This window comes from Clostridium sp. ATCC BAA-442, assembly GCF_964239415.1.
GTDB classification, from domain to species: Bacteria; Bacillota; Clostridia; order Oscillospirales; family Oscillospiraceae; genus Flavonifractor; species Flavonifractor plautii.
The window spans coordinates 70300-88710 of record NZ_CAXSQB010000006.1; the positions used below are offsets into that span (position 1 = coordinate 70300).

Annotated in this window: 20 protein-coding genes, 1 tRNA gene and 1 pseudogene; 21 read left to right on the forward strand and 1 reads right to left on the reverse strand. The window is 62.0% G+C overall.

Translation table 11 applies throughout. From position 1 onward, the window contains the following. Position 1 precedes the first annotated feature (1 nt). The 16 genes from ffh to ACESY8_RS04445 all read left to right on the forward strand — a co-directional run bounded on the left by ffh (position 2) and on the right by ACESY8_RS04445 (position 12886). Positions 2-1360, forward strand: coding sequence for a signal recognition particle protein (ffh, locus tag ACESY8_RS04370; protein ID WP_009256807.1), 1359 nt, complete (start codon positions 2-4; stop codon positions 1358-1360). Between the two features lie 67 nt (positions 1361-1427). Beyond that, positions 1428-1667, forward strand: a complete 240-nt coding sequence (gene rpsP / locus ACESY8_RS04375) for a 30S ribosomal protein S16 (protein WP_007489428.1) — start codon at positions 1428-1430, stop codon at positions 1665-1667. Positions 1668-1684: 17 nt separating this feature from the next. Beyond that, a complete protein-coding gene (locus ACESY8_RS04380; RefSeq protein WP_054339406.1) occupies positions 1685-1915 on the forward strand; it encodes a KH domain-containing protein in 231 nt (76 codons plus the stop codon). Between the two features lie 83 nt (positions 1916-1998). Next, positions 1999-2499, forward strand: a complete 501-nt coding sequence (gene rimM / locus ACESY8_RS04385) for a ribosome maturation factor RimM (protein ID WP_007489430.1) — start codon at positions 1999-2001, stop codon at positions 2497-2499. Further along, entirely contained in the window at positions 2492-3241 is a 750-nt protein-coding gene (gene trmD / locus ACESY8_RS04390; protein ID WP_021631157.1) for a tRNA (guanosine(37)-N1)-methyltransferase TrmD, read from the forward strand. The genes rimM and trmD overlap by 8 nt, the downstream gene beginning before the upstream one ends. A 107-nt stretch (positions 3242-3348) precedes the next feature. Next, complete coding sequence (locus tag ACESY8_RS04395; protein WP_434308001.1) at positions 3349-4185, forward strand: DegV family protein; 837 nt, start codon at positions 3349-3351, stop codon at positions 4183-4185. Positions 4186-4291: 106 nt separating this feature from the next. Further along, on the forward strand, positions 4292-4789 hold the full coding sequence (locus ACESY8_RS04400) for a GNAT family N-acetyltransferase (RefSeq protein WP_054339405.1): 498 nt from the start codon (positions 4292-4294) through the stop codon (positions 4787-4789). Beyond that, the gene (locus ACESY8_RS04405) at positions 4789-6015 is read left to right on the forward strand and encodes a zinc ribbon domain-containing protein (RefSeq protein ID WP_054339404.1); all 1227 of its coding nucleotides are present in this window, start codon (positions 4789-4791) and stop codon (positions 6013-6015) included. The genes ACESY8_RS04400 and ACESY8_RS04405 overlap by 1 nt, the downstream gene beginning before the upstream one ends. Beyond that, the gene (locus ACESY8_RS04410; RefSeq protein WP_434308000.1) at positions 6015-6443 is read left to right on the forward strand and encodes a DUF3788 domain-containing protein; all 429 of its coding nucleotides are present in this window, start codon (positions 6015-6017) and stop codon (positions 6441-6443) included. The genes ACESY8_RS04405 and ACESY8_RS04410 overlap by 1 nt, the downstream gene beginning before the upstream one ends. A gap of 165 nt (positions 6444-6608) precedes the next feature. Next, a complete protein-coding gene (locus ACESY8_RS04415; protein ID WP_065534771.1) occupies positions 6609-7271 on the forward strand; it encodes a GNAT family N-acetyltransferase in 663 nt (220 codons plus the stop codon). Then, a complete protein-coding gene (rsmA, locus tag ACESY8_RS04420) occupies positions 7255-8115 on the forward strand; it encodes a 16S rRNA (adenine(1518)-N(6)/adenine(1519)-N(6))-dimethyltransferase RsmA (RefSeq protein WP_054339403.1) in 861 nt (286 codons plus the stop codon). The genes ACESY8_RS04415 and rsmA overlap by 17 nt, the downstream gene beginning before the upstream one ends. Before the next feature lie 119 nt (positions 8116-8234). Beyond that, positions 8235-9998 (forward strand): phosphoenolpyruvate carboxykinase (GTP), encoded by a 1764-nt coding sequence (locus tag ACESY8_RS04425; protein ID WP_434307999.1) that lies wholly within the window; start codon positions 8235-8237, stop codon positions 9996-9998. Between the two features lie 118 nt (positions 9999-10116). Beyond that, positions 10117-10857 (forward strand): N-acetylmuramoyl-L-alanine amidase, encoded by a 741-nt coding sequence (locus ACESY8_RS04430; protein WP_009256798.1) that lies wholly within the window; start codon positions 10117-10119, stop codon positions 10855-10857. Between the two features lie 9 nt (positions 10858-10866). Continuing rightward, positions 10867-12147: a LysM peptidoglycan-binding domain-containing protein gene (locus ACESY8_RS04435; protein WP_054339402.1), complete on the forward strand. Its 1281-nt coding sequence runs from the start codon at positions 10867-10869 to the stop codon at positions 12145-12147. A gap of 378 nt (positions 12148-12525) precedes the next feature. Next, positions 12526-12681: a hypothetical protein gene (locus ACESY8_RS04440; RefSeq protein WP_162861049.1), complete on the forward strand. Its 156-nt coding sequence runs from the start codon at positions 12526-12528 to the stop codon at positions 12679-12681. Positions 12682-12809: 128 nt separating this feature from the next. Continuing rightward, positions 12810-12886 (forward strand) — tRNA-Arg (locus ACESY8_RS04445). 38 nt (positions 12887-12924) lie between these two features. Here the strand turns inward: ACESY8_RS04445 and ACESY8_RS04450 are convergent. Next, a complete protein-coding gene (locus ACESY8_RS04450) occupies positions 12925-13185 on the reverse strand; it encodes a hypothetical protein (protein WP_243427561.1) in 261 nt (86 codons plus the stop codon). A gap of 143 nt (positions 13186-13328) precedes the next feature. On the opposite strand from ACESY8_RS04450, the gene ACESY8_RS04455 reads away from it, so the two are divergent. From ACESY8_RS04455 to ACESY8_RS04475, 5 genes and pseudogenes are all read left to right on the forward strand, one after another. Further along, the gene (locus tag ACESY8_RS04455) at positions 13329-15005 is read left to right on the forward strand and encodes a formate--tetrahydrofolate ligase (protein WP_204681315.1); all 1677 of its coding nucleotides are present in this window, start codon (positions 13329-13331) and stop codon (positions 15003-15005) included. 139 nt (positions 15006-15144) lie between these two features. Then, positions 15145-15222 (forward strand): annotated as a pseudogene (locus tag ACESY8_RS04460) (formate--tetrahydrofolate ligase); the annotation flags it as partial. Positions 15223-15492: 270 nt separating this feature from the next. Further along, complete coding sequence (locus tag ACESY8_RS04465; RefSeq protein ID WP_054338577.1) at positions 15493-16110, forward strand: cyclodeaminase/cyclohydrolase family protein; 618 nt, start codon at positions 15493-15495, stop codon at positions 16108-16110. Then, positions 16110-16970 carry a bifunctional 5,10-methylenetetrahydrofolate dehydrogenase/5,10-methenyltetrahydrofolate cyclohydrolase gene (locus ACESY8_RS04470; RefSeq protein ID WP_204681317.1) on the forward strand — a complete coding sequence of 287 codons (861 nt, stop codon included), beginning with the start codon at positions 16110-16112 and terminating at the stop codon, positions 16968-16970. The genes ACESY8_RS04465 and ACESY8_RS04470 overlap by 1 nt, the downstream gene beginning before the upstream one ends. A gap of 65 nt (positions 16971-17035) precedes the next feature. Further along, a complete protein-coding gene (locus ACESY8_RS04475) occupies positions 17036-18394 on the forward strand; it encodes an MATE family efflux transporter (RefSeq protein WP_434307998.1) in 1359 nt (452 codons plus the stop codon). Positions 18395-18411 lie beyond the last annotated feature (17 nt).

Consider the following 18411-nt stretch of genomic DNA (forward strand, 5'->3'; position numbering starts at 1 on the left):
CATGGCATTTGAAGGACTGACTGAAAAGCTCTCCGCCGCCTTCAAGAAGCTGCGCGGCAAGGGCCGCCTCTCCGAGGCCGACGTGAAGGAGGCCATGAAGGAGATCCGCATGGCTCTGCTGGAGGCCGACGTGAACTTCAAGGTGGTCAAGCAGTTTGTGGCCACCGTCACCGAGCGGGCCATCGGCTCCGACGTGCTGGAGAGCCTGACCCCCGCCCAGATGATTGTCAAAATCGTCAATGAGGAGCTGACCGCCCTGATGGGCGGCGAGAACACCAAGCTGACGATTTCCCCCAAGCCCCCCACGGTAGTGATGCTTGTCGGCCTCAACGGCGCCGGCAAGACCACCAACGGCGCCAAGCTGGCGGGCTTTATGAAGAAGCAGGGCAAGCGGCCCCTCCTGGTGGCCTGCGACACCTTCCGCCCCGCCGCCATCACCCAGTTAGAGGTGGTGGGCCAGCAGGTGGACGTTCCGGTGTTCCAGATGGGCCAGATTGACCCGGTGGACATTGCCAGGGCGGGCATCGAGCACGCCAAGAAGCACGGCAACGATATTGTGTTCATCGACACCGCCGGCCGGCTCCACGTGGACGAGGAGCTGATGGAGCAGCTCAAGGTGATGAAGGCCGCCATTGACCCCACCGAAATCCTGCTGATTGTGGACGCCATGATCGGCCAGGATGCGGTGAATGCCGCAAAGACCTTCGACGAGGCGCTGGACATTACCGGCGTCATGCTCACCAAGCTGGACGGCGATGCCCGGGGCGGTGCGGCTCTCTCTATCAAGGCGGTCACCGGCAAGCCCATCAAATTTGTGGGTGTGGGCGAGAAGCTGGACCAGGTGGAGCTCTTCTACCCCGACCGCATGGCCTCCCGTATTCTGGGCATGGGCGACGTGCTCTCCCTCATCGAGAAGGCCCAGCAGACCTTTGACGCCAAGAAGGCCGCCGAGTTGGAGCAGAAGCTCCGCAAGAACAAGTTTACCCTGGCTGATTTTTACGATCAGCTGGTTCAGATCAAGGGCATGGGTTCCCTGTCCGACATCGCCGGGATGCTCCCCGGCATGAACGCCAAGGCACTGGAAGGGGCCAGCGTGGACGAGAACGCCCTGGCCCGCACCGAGGCCATCATCCTGTCCATGACCCCGGCGGAGCGGGAGAACCCCTCCCTGCTGAACAACAGCCGGAAAAAGCGCATCGCCGCCGGCTCCGGCACTCAGGTCGTGGACATCAACCGCCTGCTCAAGCAATTCGAAATGATGCAGCAGATGACCAAGCAGTTCTCCGGCAAGCAGATGAAGCGCATGGGCAAGCTTGGAAAAATGGGAAAGCTCGGCAAGCTGCCGGGACTCCCCTTCTGACCGGTTGGTAAGCGCGCTGCGGCGCGTTTCCATAGATGTGCAACAATTACATGGAGGTGAAGATACAATGGTTAAGATCAGACTGCGCCGGATGGGCGCCAAGAAGGCTCCCTTCTACCGCATCGTGGTGGCGGACTCCCGCTATCCCCGTGACGGCCGTTTCATCGAGGAGATCGGCACTTACAATCCTCTGACCCAGCCCGCCGAGATCAAGGTGGACGCGGAGCGCGCCCAGGCTTGGATCAAGACTGGCGCCCAGCCCACTGAGACCGTGAAGGCTCTGCTGAAAAAAGCTGGCGCCATCTAATGGAGGTCACGGCTGGCATGAAGGAATTGCTGACCTATATCGCCCGTAACCTGGTGGACCACCCTGACGCGGTGTCGGTCACCGAGCACAAGGGCGAAGGTGAGACCGTCCTGGAGCTTCGGGTGGCCCCCGATGACATGGGCAAGGTGATCGGCCGCCAGGGCCGCATCGCCAAGGAGATCCGCACGCTGATGCGCTCCGTGGCCCAGCGCCAGGGCACCAAGGTTTCCGTCGAAATCGTCGACTAAAAAGCGGCGGGGTAGCGAGCCCCGCCGCTTTTTCAATGTAGGGCGCGGCCTCCTGGACGCGCCGCCTGCGGGAGGTATTTCAAATGAAAAATCAGTTTCTGGAGGCCGGACAGATTGTCAACACCCACGGCATTCAGGGGGAGGTCAAAATCGTCCCCTGGTGCGACAGCCCCGAGTTTCTGCTCCAGTTCGATACCCTCTATCTGGACGGAGCGCCCGTAAAGGTGCGCGCCGCTCGGGTACACAAGGGCAATGTCCTCGCCGCGCTGGAGGGCGTCGCCGACGTGAACGCCGCCATGGCCCTCAAGGGCAAGACCGTCTCCATCGACCGTTCCGGCGTGGTGCTGCCCGAGGGGCGGCACTTCATCGCCGATCTGCTCGGCCTGGAGGTTCTGGACGCCGGCAGCGGAGAGAAGCTGGGGGTTGTGGCCGACGTGCTCACCCCGCCCGCCCACGAGGTCTATGTGGTGAAGGGCGAGCATGAATACATGATCCCCGCCGTGGACGAGTTCCTGGCGGAGACCAATGTGGAGGGCGGCTATATCAAGGTTCGTCTGATCGAGGGGATGCGTACCGATGTATAGGATCGATATTATGACCCTCTTTGATCTGACCGTGGGCGATATGATGAACGAGTCCATCCTGGGCCGCGCCCAGGAGCGGGACATCATCCGCATCGAGGCCCACCAGATCCGGGATTACACCCTCAACAAGCAGAAGCAGGTGGACGACTATCCCTACGGCGGCGGCCACGGTGCGGTCATGCAGGCCGACCCCCTATACCAGTGCTGGAAGCACATTGTGGACACCTTCGGCCCGGGACATACCATCTACATGTCCCCCGCCGGCAAAACCTTCGTGGAGGCCGACGCCCGCCGCCTGCGGGACGATTACGACCACCTGATTCTGGTGTGCGGCCACTATGAGGGCATCGACGAGCGGTTCATTGAGGAGTGTGTGGACGAGGAGATCTCCATCGGCGACTTTGTGCTCACCGGCGGTGAGCTGGCCGCCATGGTGGTGGCCGACGCGGTGGCCCGGCTGGTGCCCGGGGTGCTCTCCGACCCGGAGTGCTTCGAGGAGGAGAGCCACTGGAACGGCCTGCTGGAGTACCCCCAGTATTCCCGCCCCGAGGAGTGGCACGGCCGGAAGGTCCCCCCCATTCTCCGCTCCGGCGATCACAAGAACATCGCCCGTTGGCGGCGCAAGCAGTCCATCCTCCGCACCCGCCAGCGCCGCCCGGATCTCTACGCCAGACTGGATCTTTCCTCCAAGGAGGATCAAAAGCTGCTGCGGGAGCTGGACGAGGAAGCCCCCCAATTCTAACGCAATCATTTGTTTACAGGTTTCCCCTTTACTTTTCCGCCCGCCCGTGCTACAATGACTGCACACTAGTAATCTAATTTTCATTATTATATAAGAGGGTTCCAGCTATGAGTTTTAAGATCATTGTCGACAGTTGCTGCGATTTAACGCCCGCCCAGCTCCGGGAGGACTGCTTTGTCAGCGTCCCGCTGACCATCCGGGTGGGTGAGCATATCGTGGTAGACGATGCCTCCTTTGACCAGGGTGCCCTGCTCTGGCGGATGAAGGAGAGTGCCACGGCTCCCCAGTCCTCCTGCCCTTCCCCCATCCAGTATCTGGAGGCGTTTGACTGCGGCGCCGACGACCTGTATGTGGTCACTCTTTCCGCCCTGCTCTCCGGCTCCCACAACGCGGCGGCCCAGGCGCGGAGCCTCTGGCTGGAGGACCACCCCAACTCCAATGTGCACATCTTCAACTCCTGCTCCGCCTCGGCGGGCGAGGTTCTGGTGGCCCTGAAAATCCAGGAGCTGGCCCAGTCGGGCATGGACTTCACCACGGTGGTCAGCCAGGTCTCCCGCTACATCAATGAGATGGAGACCTACTTTGTGCTGGAAACCCTGGACAACCTGCGGAAAAACGGCCGGCTCACCAGGGTGCAGTCCCTGGTTACCAGCACCCTGCACATCAAGCTGCTCATGGGCGCCACCCCCGAGGGTGAGATCTGCAAAAAGGGCCAGGCCATGTCCATCAAGCAGGCCCTGGGCAAGATGGTTGCCCTCATGGCAGCCGACCCCAAGCACGAGGGGCGCCGGCTGTCCATCGTCCACTGCAACTGTCTGGAGCGGGCCTTCCATGTCAAGGAGCTGGCCATGAAGCAGTGCCGTTTCGGGGAGATCCTCATCAGCGACACCGGCGGCATCAGCACCGTCTATGCCAACGACGGCGGCATCGTCGTGGCCTATTGATTTTGATCAAGCCATTTCGCAACCGTCTGGAGGAAATTCCTCCGGGCGGTTGTTTTTTGCCCCTGCCTGTGCTATCATGGCAAAAATAGTTTTGGGAGGTGCTTTTATGAACTACACCATCCGCCCCATCGGGCCGGAGGACGCGGAGGGGTCCGCAGCCCTGCGCCGCATGCCGGGCGTGTTTGAGAATACGCTCGGCCTCCCCTCCTACCGCACCGCCGACAGCGAGGCGTTCATCGCCGGGCTGGGCCCTGACGACCATAACTTTGTGGCCGTTCTGGACGACGGTACGGTAATCGGCTGCGCCGGCCTCACGGTCTGCTCCAATCCCCGGATGCGCCATGTGGGCGCGGTGGGCCTCTTTGTGCATGCGGACTACCAGGGCCGGGGTGTGGGCACCACCCTGATGGAAACACTGCTGGATCTGGCGGACCACTGGCTCATGCTGGTGCGGGTGGAGCTGGAGGTCTTTGCCGACAACGAGCGGGCCATCCGCCTCTATGAGAAGCTGGGCTTTGAGAAGGAAGGCCTGCTGCGCATGACCACGGTGCGGAACGGCCGCTATGTGGATGAGTACAAGATGGCCCGGCTGAGAAACCGCTGATGTCCCAGGGCAGATTGTTTGAGCTGCTCTGTCTCCTGCTGGAGCGGGGCCGCATGACCGCGCCGCAGCTGGCGGAGCACTTCGAGGTATCGGTGCGCACCATCTACCGGGATATCGACGCACTGTCGGCGGCCGGGGTGCCGGTATACAGCACGCCGGGCAAGGGCGGCGGGGTGTCCCTGCTGGAGGGCTATACCCTCCACCGGGCCGCTTTCACCGAGGAAGAACAGCAGCTGCTGCTCACCGCTCTGCGGAGCCTGCCCGGGGACGCCGGTCAGGGGACGGCGGGGACCCTGTCCAAGCTGTCCGCCCTGTTCCGGCGCCAGGAACCGGACTGGCTGCAGGTGGAGCTGTCCCGCTGGGGGAGCGCCGGAGCCGACAACGCCAAATTCGTCCAGCTCAAGGAAGCCATTCTGTCCCGCCGCGTCCTGTCCTTCACCTATGTGGGTGCCTCCGGCCAGACCACCCGCCGCAGCGTCCTCCCCGCGCGGCTGGTCTTCAAGGGCCGGGACTGGTACCTCCAGGGGTTCTGTCTGGAGCGGGCGGCCTACCGCACCTTCAAGCTCACCCGGATGCTGGAGTCGGAGCCGGGCGCCCCCTTTCAGCGCCCCCTCTCTCCCCCGCCCATCGAGGCCGGAGAGCCGCCGGAGGGCTTCTGCATCCCTGTCCGCCTGCGCTTCTCCCCCGCCCTTGCCTACCGGGTCTACGACGAATTCGACGAGGGCTGCGTCACCCGCGGGGCGGACGGCAGCCTTGTGGTATCGGTGAGCTTCCCGGAGGATCCGTGGCTCTATGGCTATCTGCTCTCCTTCGGCCTGGGGGTGGAGGTATTGGAACCGGAGCGCCTGCGGAAACGGCTGGCGCTGCTGGCGGGAAAAATGGCGGCGCACCACGGAAACCATGACACGGGGTGTCAGGATAACTGTGATAGGATGGAGCCATCTCAATCACAGGAGGAATCTCACATGAATCACACCTTTTGTCAATCCTGCGGCATGCCCATCGACGCCCCGGCCCTCCGCGGCACGGAGCGGGGCGGCACGCCCAGCGAGCACTACTGCAAATACTGTTATCAGGAGGGAGCCTTTACCGGAGAGATGACCATGGAGGAGATGATCGACTTCTGCACTCCCATGATGGTGCGGGCCAACCCCGAGCTGACCCCCGAGCAGGCCCGGGCGCAGATGGCCCAGTTCTTCCCCAGTCTGCTCCGGTGGCGCAAATAATGGACTGGAACGCCATCTATCCCGGGCCGGAGGAGCCCACCGCGGAGCAGCTCTCCGCCTATGTATCCCATCCGCTGTGGGAGCCATTGAACCGCTGGATCTGTGAAGCTTATTCCCTTTCCCCTATTTACAGCTACAGCAACTGTTCCATGGGGCGGGGCTGGAACGTCAAGTACCGTTCCGGCGGCAAGGCCCTGTGTACCCTCTACCCCGCCTCCGGCGCCTTCGTCTGCTTGGTGGTGGCCCCGGCCCAGGCGGAGGCCCTTCTCCCCACCCTCTCGGAGTATACCCAGGCCTGCTGGCAGGCGGTCAAGCCCATGGGCTCCGGGCGGTGGCTGTCCCTGGAAGTGGACTCCCCGGAGGTTGTGGAGGACATCAAGACCCTGCTGATGTTGAAGCGCCCGCTGAAAAAACAGGGACAGGCATAGCCTGTCCCTGTTTTTTATGGTATAATAGCCGTAAAGTAGCTCTTACGCTTGTATTTCAGCCGTTTTCCCGCCCCTTGCGGGGCAGCCGGAAAACATATCACAATTATACCATTCCGCTCATGCTTCCTGGTATACGAACAAAATCTGCTGCTTGAGGTATTCACTATGTCACTGACCCTTCGCCACGAGGCCACCGCCGACCGCCGCGCCGCGGAGACGCTGGTGCGGGAGGCCTTTTGGAACGTCTACAAGCCCGGCTGCGACGAGCACTACTATCTCCATCTGCTCCGTCAGTCCCCCGCCTTCCGCCCGGAGCTGACCTTTGTATGCGAGGCGGACGGCGTCCTGGCCGGGCAGATCACCTGCGCCTCCAGCTCCATCGAGCTGGAGGTGGGCGGGTATCTGGACACCGTCACCTTCGGTCCCCTGGCCGTCCTCCCCTCCTTTCAGGGAAAAGGACTGGCCCGCGCCCTGGTGTGCCATGCCCTGCGGCAGGCCCAGGCCCTGGGGGAACAGGCCGTGGTGATTCTGGGCGATCCCCGGCACTACGGCCGCTACGGCTTCTGGTGCGGAGAGCGCTGGGGCATCTCCCTGGAGAACGGCCAGTACCTGCCCGGCCTCCAGGCAGTGGAGCTGGCCCCCGGCTCCCTGGCAAACGCCGCCGGGCGCTTCCGCGAGGGCTTTGCCTATGCCCCCGACGCGGTCGCGCTGGACGCTTTTGACGCCCTTTTCCCCGTAAAGGAAAAAGCCATTACAGATTTTCAACAGGAATTCCAGGTGATGTGCTCCCTGGGACACGAGGTGATTCCCAATGGATTTATGCAATGAAAAGGACATTCGCGCCCTGCTGGGCCGCCACGGCTTCCGCTTCTCCAAAAGCATGGGCCAGAACTTTCTCATTGAGGGATGGGTACCCAGGGACATCGCGGAGGCCTCCGGCGCAGGCCCGGATACCGGCGTGCTGGAGATCGGCCCCGGCATCGGCCCTTTGACGGTGCAGCTGGCCCGGCGGGCGGCCAAGGTAGCGGCCATTGAGCTGGACCGCACCCTCTATCCCATTCTGGCCGAGACGCTGGCCCCCTACCCCAACGCCGAGGTGGTGCCGGGGGACGCCATGAAGCTGGATCTGGCCGCTCTTGTGTCTGACAAGTTTTCTGGCCTTACAGCGATTGCCTGTGCCAACCTCCCCTATAACATCACCACACCGGTACTCACCGCCCTCATTGAGGCCGGGTGCTTCGCCTCCATCACGGTGATGATTCAGCGGGAGGTGGCCCTGCGCATCTGCGCCGCCCCCGGTTCCAGCGATTATGGGGCGTTCTCTGTGTTCTGCCAGTATCACACCCAGCCGGAACTGCTCTTTGAGGTGGGGCCGGAGTGCTTCCTCCCCGCCCCCAAGGTCACTTCGGCGGTAATCCGGCTCGTCCCCCGCTCCGCCCCCCCTCAGAATCTGGTGGACGACAGCTTCTTCTTCCAGGTGGTCAGAGCCTCCTTCGCCCAGCGGCGCAAGACGCTCCTCAACGGCCTCTCCTCCGCCTTCGGCAGCCGCCTGTCCAAAAACGCGTTGCGGGGGGCCATCGATGCCGCCGGACTGCCCGCCGATATCCGGGGCGAGCGGCTGGGTATCCCTGAATTTGCCACTCTGGCCTCCGCCCTCCAGAACCGTCTCTGAGCCAGTAGACCGGGCAGTTTTTGCAAATCCGACGAAAAGGACTTGCAAAAACCGCCCGTTTCTTTTACAATACAGCTAACAGAATTTTCTGCATTACATCACAAAAGGGGGACACTTTCATGGCATTGACCAAAAACCGCGCGGTACTGGCATGGATTGACGAGATGGCGGCCATGACCCAGCCGGACCAGCTCGTTTGGATTGACGGCAGCGAGGCCCAGCTGGAGGAGCTGCGGAAGCAGGCCTGCGCCAGCGGGGAAATTGAGAGGCTGAATGAGGAGAAGCTGCCCGGCTGCTACCTCCACCGCACGGCGGTGAACGACGTGGCGCGGGTGGAGGACCGCACCTTCATCTGCTGCAAAAAGCAGGAGGACGCCGGCCCCACCAACCACTGGATGGACCCCCAGGAGATGTACGCCAAGCTGAAAAAGCTTTACACCGGCGCCATGAAGGGCCGCACCATGTATGTGATCCCCTATTCCATGGGTGTCGTGGGCTCCCCCTTCGCCAAGTACGGCATCGAGCTGACCGACTCCATCTATGTGGTGCTCAACATGGCCATCATGACCCGGGTAGGCCGGGCCGTGGCCGACGTGATGGGAGACGACTTTGTCAAGGGGCTCCACGCCAAGGCGGACATTGACCCCGAGAACCGCTACATCGTCCACTTCCCCGAGGACAACACAATCATGAGCGTCAACTCCGGCTACGGCGGCAACGTGCTATTGGGCAAGAAGTGCTTCGCCCTGCGCATCGCCTCCTACCTGGGCCGCCAGCAGGGCTGGATGGCGGAGCACATGCTCATTCTGGGCGTGGAGAACCCCCAGGGGGAGGTGCGCTATCTTGCCGCCGCCTTCCCCTCCGCCTGCGGCAAGACCAACCTGGCCATGCTCATTCCCCCGGAGCACTACCGGAAGGCGGGCTGGAAGGTCTGGTGCGTGGGGGACGATATCGCCTGGCTGCGTATTGGCGAGGACGGCCGGCTGTGGGCCATGAACCCGGAGTACGGCTTCTTCGGCGTGGCCCCCGGCACCAATGTCAAATCTAACCCCAACGCACTGGCCACCACCCGACAGGGCACCATATTCACCAATGTGGTTCACAACCTGGACGACAACACCGTGTGGTGGGAGGGTCTGGACAGGAATCCCCCGGAGCACGCGGTGGACTGGCAGGGCCGCCCCTGGAACGGCAAGACCTCTTCGGAGAAGGGGGCGCACCCCAACTCCCGCTTCACCGCGCCGGCCAAAAACTGCCCCTGCATCTCCCCCGAGTTTGAGAGTCCCCGGGGCGTGCCCATCTCCGCCATCGTCTTCGGCGGCCGCCGGGCCTGGACCGCCCCCCTGGTCTATCAGTCCCGGGACTGGACCCACGGGGTATTTGTGGGCTCCATCATGGCCTCGGAAACCACCGCCGCCGCTGCCGGCGCGGTGGGTGTGGTACGCCGGGACCCCATGGCCATGCTCCCCTTCTGCGGCTATCACATGGGCGACTACTGGCAGCACTGGCTGGGCATGGGGGAGAAGCTGGGCGGCAAGGCCCCCAAGATCTTCAACGTCAACTGGTTCCGCACCGACGAGGACGGGAAGTTCCTCTGGCCCGGCTTCGGGGACAACCTGCGGGTGCTGGAGTGGATCTTGAAGCGCTGCTTCGGTGAGGCCGAGGCGGTGGAGACCCCCATCGGCTGGGAGCCCCGGCCGGAGGACATCGACCTAGAGGACTCCGGCGTGGAGCCGGACACTCTCAGGGGCCTGCTGGGCGTGGACACCGCCCTCTGGCGGGACGAGGTCAAGGGCATCCGGGAGTTCTACCAGAAGTTCGGCGACAAGCTGCCCCGTCAGCTCTCGGAGGAGCTGGATATCCTGGATGCCCGGCTCAACTGAATCGAGCCGATGGGAATAAGCAGGGCCCGCCGTGCCAACACGGCGGGCCCTGCTTTTATCTCTGCAATGACCCTACGGCGTCTCCGTGCATAGGATGGAGCAAAAAGGAGGTATCCCTATGCCCATCATCTATCTCTCCCCCTCCACCCAGGAGAACAACCTGTATGTCAACGGAGGCACCGAAGAGGAGTGGATGAACCGCCTGGCCGACGCCATGGAGCCCTATCTCACCGCATCCGGGATCCGTTACTCCCGCAATACCCCCGACATGACCGCCGCCTCGTCCATCCGTGCCTCTAACGCTGGCAACTACGACCTGCACCTGGCCCTCCACTCCAATGCCGCCCCGGAGGGGCAGTACGGTCAGATCCGTGGAATTCTGGTGTTCTACTATCCCGGCTCTGTCCAGGGGCAACGGGCGGCCACATTGGTGGCGGATGGGCTGAAAACCCTTTATCCACTGCCCAACCGGGTACGGGCGGAACCAACCACCTCCGTCGGTGAAGTGCGCCGCGTCCGCGCTCCCTCCGTCTTTCTTGAGCTGGGCTACCACGACAACGCGGACGATGCTGCGTGGATTAAAAACAATCTGGAGGCCGTGGCCCGCAACATCGTGCTCTCCCTGACCGAATACTTCGGCGTGCCCTTCCTGGAGCCTCGCCCCTCGCGTCCTGCCGTAGTGGATGTCTCCTGGGGCTATCTCAATATCCGGGATAAGCCGGACACCTCTTCTCCCGTCCTGGCCAGGGCCTATGATGGGGCGCGGCTCACCGTCCTCAACCAGTGGCAAAACTGGTATGTGGTGCGCTTTGACAGCGTGGTGGGTTGGGCCAACGCGGATTTCATCACCCTGCTCTGAGGTACTGCCATGCTCATCCACGTAGTCAAACCCGGCGATACTGTCTACTCCATTGCCCTGGAGTACGGCATTCCCATGTCCCAGCTCATCTTGGACAATGGCCTGGAAACCTCCTCCCGTCTGGCTGTAGGGCAGGCGCTGGTGGTTCAATTTCCAACCCAGACCCACACGGTCCAGCCCGGAGAAACCCTGGCCTCCATCGCCGCGGCCTATCAGCTCCCACTGCGCCAGCTCTACCGCAACAATCCCATACTCGGCGGTATCCCGGAGATCTATCCTGGCCAGACCCTGGTGCTCGCCTACGACAGCACGCCGGAGGCCACCCTCTCCGTCAACGGCTACGCCTATCCCTTTATCGACCCGGCGCTGCTCCAATCCACCGTCCCTTATCTCACCTATCTGACCCCCTTTACCTATGGCTTTACCCCTGACGGCACGCTGGTGGAGTTGGATGACGAGGCCCTGCTCGCCGCAGCACGCCAAGGTGGAGCCGCTCCTCTGATGCACCTGTCCACCCTGACCGAAGAGGGCGGCTTCTCCAATGAGCTGGCCCACTTGGCCCTCACTCAGCCTGCGGTACAGGATACGCTGGTTGACAATCTGGAGGCCATGCTGGTGCAAAAGGGCTACCGGGGGCTGGATGTGGATTTTGAATATGTCTACGCCGAGGATGCGGGGGCCTATGCCACATTTCTGGGCCGCCTCACAGAGCGGCTCAATCCCCTGGGCTATCCGGTTATCGCCGCCTTGGCCCCCAAAATTGCCGCCGATCAGCCCGGAACACTTTATGAGGGCCACGACTTCGCCGCCATTGGTGCGGCGGTCAATCAGGTACTCCTTATGACCTATGAGTGGGGCTATACCTATGGTCCGCCGATGGCGGTGGCTCCCCTGCCCAATGTGCGCCAAGTGGTGGAGTATGCCCTGACAGAAATTCCATCTTCCAAAATCTGGCTTGGCGTCCCACTCTACGGCTACGACTGGCCGCTCCCCTTTGTGCAGGGACGTACCAAGGCTCAGTCCATTTCCCCCCAGGAGGCGGTGGCCAGGGCGGTCCGCTACGGTGTGGATATCCAATACAGCGAGCAGGCCCAGGCCCCCTGGTACCGCTATACTGATGGCTACGGCATAACCCATGAGGTCTGGTTTGAGGATGCCCGTAGCATACAGGCCAAGCTGGCCTTGATCCCCGAATATGGTCTATACGGGGTTGGCTATTGGAACCTGATGCGGCCCTTCCCCCAGAACTGGCGGGTGCTCAACGCCCTGTACCGCATTCGTACCGTGTAGCACTTCATGCGCTGCGGGTACACTCGCTCATTGGCATGCCTGGCGGTATATGGCCATTTTTCTTTCCCTTTACCCAGGGAAAAAGTCGTTTTCCGCGTTCATAAAACGTTCATACTAAATTTGAAAATGGTTCATCACTTTGGGCTTAGACCTGTTAAAATAGAGATTGTCAGGATACCAGAGCAATCAATCAAGACTCCTCCTCTCTTTCCTCTCTTTTCAAACACCCAAAACCACTGTACCCCCGCAGGGTGGCAGACGCCTCTCTGTGGGGGACAGACCAAAAACTCCCGCGCTCCGGTTCCGGAGCGCGTTTTTATTGCCTTTCATGGTATGAATTTCCGTACCCCTGTCCATACTATCGGCGAGGTGATTTCCATGTCCTATGTCAATCCCGCTATCCGTGCAAAGTTTGACTCCATGCCACCCGAGCTCCGGGAGCACATTTTGCAGATGGATGTCAAGCTGGAGACCATGTCGGATCTGATGGCCTGCCTGGAGCGCATTGTTGCAGAGGGAGAGCGCTCCACTTGACCCGGTCCTCTCCCGGCCGAAGAAAATTTTTGGAGAAATTTTTATTTTCCTCTTGCATTCTGTTCCAACCTGTGCTAATATAATCAAGCCGTCAGCGAGCAGGACAAATACAGTCCTCTCAATGACATGCGGCTGTAGCTCAGTTGGATAGAGTGTTTGACTACGAATCAAAAGGTCGGGGGTTCGAATCCCTTCAGCCGTACCAAAAAAGAAAGACACGACGTACGTCGTGTCTTTCTTTTTTTACTCCAGCCTCCACGGGTGACCTCCACATTTCTGAATTTTAATACCTAGGGCTTGTTTGAAAAATGTCAACATGCCCAATCGACGGGCCTTTTGACCGCTGGACGGCGCAATTTTTCCTTGAAATCCGTCAGGATCCCTGCGAAAAAATTGCTTGCCAGCAGCCCAAAATTCCTCGCCGCTGGGCACATCGCCAATTTTCAAACAAGCCCTAGGCAAGCTGAATTTGCCTTTTCCGTTTTTGTCCCCCGGACCTTCCATTTCCCGTTCCCCCTCCGGTTGACAAGGCGGGCAAAGGATGTTACGATAAACTTGAAATTCTGGAAGGTGAACGGAAGATGTCGGGGGCACACCGCCATCTTCCTCTCTCTTTCCAGCCGAAGTGTATAAAGGAGTGTGTGGATGTGGAAGTGAAGTCGGATATTGAAATCGCACAGGCCTGTGCGATAAAGCCCATTCGGGACATTGCAGCCGTGGCCGGTGTGGACGAGGAATACCTGGAGTACTACGGAAAATACAAGGCCAAGATCGATCTGAAGCTGCTGGACGACCGGGCGGACCGCCCCGATGGAAAACTGATTCTGGTGACCGCCATCAATCCAACCCCGGCGGGCGAAGGCAAGACCACCACCACGGTGGGTCTGGCGGACGGCATGCGCCGCCTGGGCAAGAATACGGTTGTCGCCCTGCGGGAGCCTTCTCTGGGGCCCGTCTTCGGCGTCAAGGGGGGCGCGGCTGGCGGCGGCTACGCCCAAGTTATCCCTATGGAGGACATCAACCTCCACTTTACCGGCGACTTCCATGCTATCGGCGCAGCCAATAACCTTTTGGCCGCCATGCTGGACAACCACATTCAGCAGGGCAATACTCTGGACATCGACGTGCGGCGTATCACCTGGAAGCGCTGCGTGGACATGAACGACCGCCAGCTGCGCAACATCGTGTGCGGCCTGGGCGGCAAGGTCAACGGTGTTCCCCGGGAGGACGGTTTCGACATCACCGTGGCCTCGGAGATCATGGCCGTCCTTTGCCTGGCCGACAGCCTCACCGACCTGAAGGCTCGGCTGGGCCGGATGGTGGTGGCCTACAGCCGCTCCGGCGCCCCCGTAACCGCCCACGATCTCAGGGCCGAGGGAGCTATGGCCGCCCTGCTCAAGGACGCCATCAAGCCCAACCTGGTGCAGACACTGGAGGGCACCCCCGCCTTCATCCACGGCGGCCCCTTTGCCAACATCGCCCACGGCTGCAACTCCGTCATGGCCACCCGGGTGGCCCTCAAGATGGGCGACTATGTGATCACTGAGGCCGGCTTCGGCGCCGATCTGGGCGCAGAAAAGTTCCTGGATATTAAGTGCCGTCTGGCCCGGCTCCACCCCGATGCGGTGGTGGTGGTGGCTACTGTCCGCGCCCTCAAGCACCACGGGGGCTGCCCCAAGGCCGAGCTGGGGAGTGAAAACCTGGCCGCCCTGGAGGCCGGCCTTCCCAACTTGCTCCAGCACGTGGCAAATATCACCGAGGTCTACGGCCTGCCCTGTGTGGTGGCCGTCAACCGTTTCCCCACCGACACCGAGGCGGAGCTGGAGCTGGTGGAGAACCGGTGCCGCGCACTGGGGGTGAACGTAGCCCTCTCCGAGGTGTGGGCCAAGGGCGGCGAGGGTGGCGTTGCCCTGGCCGAGGAGGTCATCCGCCTCTGCGATGCGCCCAACCACTTCACCTTCTCCTACGAGCTGGACGCCTCCATTGAGGACAAGCTGGCCGCTATCGTAACGAAGGTCTATCACGGCGACGGCGTGGTGCTCACCCCCACCGCCCAAAAGCAGGCGGCGGAGCTCACTGAGCTGGGCTTTGGCTCCCTGCCCATCTGCATGGCCAAGACTCAGTACTCCTTCTCTGATAACGCCGCCCTGCTGGGCGCGCCCAGGGGCTTCACCATCACGGTACGCAATATTAAGGTGTCCGCCGGCGCCGGGTTCCTGGTCGCCCTCACCGGCGACATCATGACCATGCCCGGCCTGCCCAAAGTGCCTGCGGCCGAAAAGGTGGACGTAGACGAGAACGGCAGAATCTCCGGCCTGTTTTAAGACGGGCATGGGCATGCCCGCCGCAAATGCGGCGTACAAGCGTTTTGCGCCAGTAAAACCTTGATGCCGGGCGAATTTACTTCGCCCGCGCAGATAAGATTATATGGGACCCCACGGGAGATTCTCGCGTGGGGAGTCCATGCCCGGCCTGCCCAAAGTGCCCGCGGCCGAAAAGGTGGACGTAGACGAGAACGGCAGAATCTCCGGCCTGTTTTGACGGGCATGGGCATGCCCGCCGCAAATGCGGCGTACAAGCGTTTTGCGCCAGCAAAACCTTGATGCCGGGCGAATTTACTTCGCCCGCGCAGATAAGATTATATGGGGCCCCCACGGGAGATTCTCACGTGGGGAGTCCTTGCCAGGCCCGCCCAAAGTGTCCGCGACCGGGAAGGTGGACGTGGACGAGAACGGCAAAATTCTTAGCCCATTGAAACGGCAGATAGGCGGCCGTAGGCCGCCTATCCGAATCATGAAGGAGGGATTGCGAATGAATACCGCGGAACAGAGCTGCGGCGCGTTTCTGGACGCACTGGCCTCCAAGGCCCCCGTCCCTGGCGGCGGCGGGGCCTCCGCCTTGGCGGGCGCCCTGGGCGCGGCCTTATGTACCATGGTTGGCAACTACACCGTGGGCAAGCAAAAATACGCCGCTGTGGAGGAGGACGTCAAGGCACTGATGGCGCGGGCGGAGGACCTCCGCGCCCGTTTGCTGGGCCTGGTGGATACCGATGCCGCCGCCTTTGAGCCCCTCTCGCGGGCCTACGCCATCCCGAAGGAGGACCCGAGCCGGGGCGAGGTGATGGAGCGCTGTCTGCGGGACGCCGCCGCCGCACCCATGGAGATCCTCCGGCTTTGCTGTGAGGCAATTGACCTTCACAGCGAGATGCTGGACAAGGGGAGCGTGATGGTGCTCTCCGATGTGGGAACCGGGGCTGTTCTATGCTGGGGTGCCCTCTATGGGGCATGGCTCAACGTGAAGGTGAATACCAAGAGCATGGCCGACCGGCCATACGCGGAGGCCATGAATGCCGAGGCTGACGGTCTTGTGGATCAGTACTGGAAGCGCGCCGAACAGATCTATGAGTCGGTGATGGGGAGGTACACCTGATGGCGGAGCTTTGGAAGGGTGCGCCAGTGGCCGCCGCGCTCACCGAACGCCTGTGCGGACAGGCGGAGAGGCTGCGGGCCCGCGGCATTTCTCCCACCCTGGCCATCGTCCGGGTGGGAGAGCGGGCGGAGGATCTCTCCTACGAGCGTGGGGCCAGCAAGCGCTGTGAAATGATCGGAATTTCTGTAAAGCATTTTATCCTGCCAGTCAATTGCACCCAGGAGGAACTGCTGACGGTCATCCGCCGGATCAACGAGGACGGGGCCATTCACGGCTGCCTCCTTTTCCGTCCTCTGCCCAGACACTTGGACGAGGCGGCGGTGTGCGCCGCCCTCTCCCCCGTCAAGGATGTGGATGGCATCACCAGCGGTTCCCTGGCCAGTGTATTCTCCGGTGACGGGCAGGGTTATCCCCCCTGCACCGCTCAGGCCTGCCTGGAACTGCTGGACTACTATGGCTTTGAGCCTACCGGCAGGCGCGCCGTGGTGGTGGGGCGCAGTCTGGTTATCGGAAGGCCGGCAGCTATGCTGCTGCTGAACCGGAACGCCACCGTCACCCTCTGCCACACCCGCACCGCCGATTTGGGGGCCGAATGCCGTCGGGCAGAGCTGCTGATCGCGGCCGCTGGAAGGGCCGGGATTATCGGTGCCAACTGCCTCTCCCCCGGCCAAGTGGTCATCGACGTGGGCATCAATGTGGACGCCGCCGGCCATTTGGTGGGTGACGTGGATTTCGCTGCGGCCGAAGCCGTGGCGGGCGCCGTTACCCCCGTCCCCGGAGGCGTGGGGGCCGTGACCACCTCCGTGCTGGCCCGCCACGTGCTCGATGCCGCCGCAAAGTCCGCGGACATTTCCCTGTAGTGCAGGCGGCCGCCGGCGGAGCGCCGGGCTGTACTCTATCAAACAGAAAGCCGTGATCGTACCGCATGGATGAAACCGACCAGAACCGTCTGACCGAAGGCAGTGTGCCCCGGAAGATGCTGGCCTTCGCCCTGCCTATTTTCCTCAGTAACCTGTTTCAGCAGCTCTACAACGCCGTAGACTCCCTAATTGTTGGCAATTTCATCGGCAGCACCGCTCTGGCGGCGGTGGGCTCCTCCGCCAGCATGATTATGCTGCTGGTAGGGTTTATTAACGGAGTCTCCCTGGGTGCCGGGGTGGTTATTGCCCGCTTTTACGGCGCCGATGACCGGGAAAATCTCTCCCGCGCCCTCCACACCACCGTAGCGCTGGGCATCGCGGCCGGGCTTGTGCTCACCGTGGTGGGCGTTCTGCTGACCCCCCAGATTCTGCGCTGGATGGGCACACCCGGCGATGTCATCGGAAATTCCATTGCGTATTTTCGAGTGTACTTCCTGGGCTCCAGCGCCGTAGTGCTCTACAACATGTGCGCCAGCATCCTCCAGTCTGTGGGGGACAGCCGCAGTCCCATGAAGTATCTGATTCTCGCCTCCCTCACCAACGTGGTACTGGATCTGTTGTTCGTGGCCGTCTTCCGCTGGGGCGTGGCCAGCGCGGCTCTGGCCACCATCCTCAGCCAGACCCTCAGCGCCCTCCTGGCTTTCCGCAAGCTCACCCACACCGGGCACAGCTACCGCCTGTCCTGGCGGCAGGTACGCTTTCACGGCGATATGCTCCGGCAGGTCGTCTATCTGGGCATTCCCTCCGGCGTTCAGAACTCGGTCATCTCCCTGGCCAACGTCATCGTCCAGGCCAACATCAACGCCTTCGGCTCGGCGGCTATGGCGGGCTGCGGTGCCTACAGCAAAATCGAGGGCTTTGCCTTTTTGCCGGTCTCCTGCTTTTCCATGGCCCTGGCCACCTTTGTAAGCCAGAACATCGGGGCGCGGCGCTATGACCGGGTCCGCTCCGGCATCTGGTTCGGGCTGCTGTGCAGTCCCCTGCTGGCCGAGGCCATCGGGCTGGGCATCTTCGTCCTCTCTCCCCTGCTGGTTGCCGCCTTCAACAGCAGCCCGGAGGTCATCGCCTACGGCGTGGCCGACACCCGGACCGTCAGCCTGTTCTACTTCCTCCTGGCCTTCTCCCACTGCTGTGCAGGCATTCTCCGGGGGACTGGGCGGCCAATCATCCCCATGGCTATCATGCTGGCCACCTGGTGCGCCCTGCGCATCGCCTACATCACCGCCGTCACCCATTTCATTCCCGATATTCGGGTGATCTACTGGGCCTATCCGCTGACCTGGTTCCTGGGCGGCCTGCTGTTTGCCGTCTGCCTTCTCCGGCTCCGTTTCCCCTCAGATGCCGCACTGGAAACGTACAAATAAAATAGAGCTGGTATCCG

Excerpts from the sequence above, each read along its gene's own strand:
- ffh (WP_009256807.1), top strand. The coding sequence starts at position 2 with ATGGCATTTGAAGGACTGACTGAAAAGCTCTCCGCCGCCTTCAAGAAG.
- rpsP (WP_007489428.1), top strand. The coding sequence starts at position 1,428 with ATGGTTAAGATCAGACTGCGCCGGATGGGCGCCAAGAAGGCTCCCTTC.
- ACESY8_RS04380 (WP_054339406.1), top strand. The coding sequence starts at position 1,685 with ATGAAGGAATTGCTGACCTATATCGCCCGTAACCTGGTGGACCACCCT.
- rimM (WP_007489430.1), top strand. The coding sequence starts at position 1,999 with ATGAAAAATCAGTTTCTGGAGGCCGGACAGATTGTCAACACCCACGGC.
- trmD (WP_021631157.1), top strand. The coding sequence starts at position 2,492 with ATGTATAGGATCGATATTATGACCCTCTTTGATCTGACCGTGGGCGAT.
- ACESY8_RS04395 (WP_434308001.1), top strand. The coding sequence starts at position 3,349 with ATGAGTTTTAAGATCATTGTCGACAGTTGCTGCGATTTAACGCCCGCC.
- ACESY8_RS04400 (WP_054339405.1), top strand. The coding sequence starts at position 4,292 with ATGAACTACACCATCCGCCCCATCGGGCCGGAGGACGCGGAGGGGTCC.
- ACESY8_RS04405 (WP_054339404.1), top strand. The coding sequence starts at position 4,789 with ATGTCCCAGGGCAGATTGTTTGAGCTGCTCTGTCTCCTGCTGGAGCGG.
- ACESY8_RS04410 (WP_434308000.1), top strand. The coding sequence starts at position 6,015 with ATGGACTGGAACGCCATCTATCCCGGGCCGGAGGAGCCCACCGCGGAG.
- ACESY8_RS04415 (WP_065534771.1), top strand. The coding sequence starts at position 6,609 with ATGTCACTGACCCTTCGCCACGAGGCCACCGCCGACCGCCGCGCCGCG.
- rsmA (WP_054339403.1), top strand. The coding sequence starts at position 7,255 with ATGGATTTATGCAATGAAAAGGACATTCGCGCCCTGCTGGGCCGCCAC.
- ACESY8_RS04425 (WP_434307999.1), top strand. The coding sequence starts at position 8,235 with ATGGCATTGACCAAAAACCGCGCGGTACTGGCATGGATTGACGAGATG.
- ACESY8_RS04430 (WP_009256798.1), top strand. The coding sequence starts at position 10,117 with ATGCCCATCATCTATCTCTCCCCCTCCACCCAGGAGAACAACCTGTAT.
- ACESY8_RS04435 (WP_054339402.1), top strand. The coding sequence starts at position 10,867 with ATGCTCATCCACGTAGTCAAACCCGGCGATACTGTCTACTCCATTGCC.
- ACESY8_RS04440 (WP_162861049.1), top strand. The coding sequence starts at position 12,526 with ATGTCCTATGTCAATCCCGCTATCCGTGCAAAGTTTGACTCCATGCCA.
- ACESY8_RS04450 (WP_243427561.1), bottom strand. The coding sequence starts at position 13,185 with ATGGAAGGTCCGGGGGACAAAAACGGAAAAGGCAAATTCAGCTTGCCT.
- ACESY8_RS04465 (WP_054338577.1), top strand. The coding sequence starts at position 15,493 with ATGAATACCGCGGAACAGAGCTGCGGCGCGTTTCTGGACGCACTGGCC.
- ACESY8_RS04470 (WP_204681317.1), top strand. The coding sequence starts at position 16,110 with ATGGCGGAGCTTTGGAAGGGTGCGCCAGTGGCCGCCGCGCTCACCGAA.
- ACESY8_RS04475 (WP_434307998.1), top strand. The coding sequence starts at position 17,036 with ATGGATGAAACCGACCAGAACCGTCTGACCGAAGGCAGTGTGCCCCGG.